The sequence below is a fragment of the Micromonospora sp. NPDC023633 genome (assembly GCF_040640035.1).
Lineage (GTDB): Bacteria > Actinomycetota > Actinomycetes > Mycobacteriales > Micromonosporaceae > Micromonospora.
Window position 1 is genome coordinate 1 of sequence record NZ_JBFABB010000288.1, and the last position, 1,167, is coordinate 1,167.

Below are 1,167 nucleotides of genomic sequence, written 5' to 3' on the forward strand. Positions count from 1 at the left end.
GGCTGGCCGCGCTGCGGGCCGCGGGCGGGCGGGTCGTCGACCGGCCGCCGGGGACCGTCGACCTGGTGCTGGACGGCATCGTCGGGATCGGCGGGCGCGGCGGGCTGCGGGAGACCGCCGACCAGCTCGCCGCCAGCCTCGTGCGGCACCGCGGGCGCGACGGCGCCCCGGCCGCCGTGGTCGCCGTGGACGTGCCCAGCGGGGTCGCGGTCGACACCGGGGGAGTGCCGCTGACCGCCTCGGGTCGCCCCAGCGCGGTACGGGCCGACGTGACCGTGACGTTCGGCGGGCTGAAGCCCGCCCTGGTGGTGGGCCCGGCCGCCGCGCTCGCCGGTGCGGTGGAGCTGGTCGACATCGGGCTGGGGCCCTGGCTGCGGGGCAGCCCGGCGCTGGGCGTGACCGAGTGGTCGGACGTCGTCGACTGGTGGCCGCGGCTCGGCCCGGCCTCGGAGAAGTACACCCGGGGCGTGGTGGGCGTCGCCACCGGCTCGGCGACCTACCCCGGCGCGGCCGTGCTCTCCGTCGCCGGGGCGCTGGCCGGCCCGACCGGCCTGGTCCGCTACGCCGGCTCGGCCCGGGCCGACGTGCTGCGCCGGCACCCGTCGGTGATCGCGACCGGTCGGGTCGCCGACGCCGGGCGGGTGCAGGCGTGGGTCTGCGGCTCCGGCCTGGGCACCGGCGAGGAGGCGGCCCGGGAGCTGCGGGCGGTGCTCGCCGCCCCGGTGCCGGTGGTGCTCGACGCCGACGCGCTGACCCTGCTGGTCGACGGCTCGCTCGCCGACCGGCTGCGCAAGCGGGACGCCCCGATCGTGGTCACCCCGCACGACCGGGAGTTCGCCCGGCTCTGCGGGGAGGAACCGGGCGCCGACCGGGTGGGCGCCACGCTGCGGCTGGCCGCCTGGATGAACGCGGTGGTGCTGCTCAAGGGCGACCGCACGGTGATCGGCACGCCGGACGGCCGGGCGTACGTCAACCCGACCGGCACCCCCGCGCTGGCCACCGGGGGCACCGGCGACGTGCTGGCCGGGCTGCTCGGCGCGCTGCTCGCGGCCGGGCTGGCCCCGGAGCGGGACTCCGAGGGTAGTACGGAAAGGTCAGGAAGCAATTGACTGATCGACCAGACCGTCCCGTGGCCGGGACTCCGCGCCGGGCGGCATGGCGTGGATC

1 pseudogene is annotated in these 1,167 nt (G+C 78.7%); it reads left to right on the plus strand.

The window, feature by feature from the left end:
• A pseudogene (locus AB0G13_RS34775) lies at positions 1-1,070 on the plus strand (NAD(P)H-hydrate dehydratase); the annotation flags it as partial.
• Positions 1,071-1,167 lie beyond the last annotated feature (97 nt).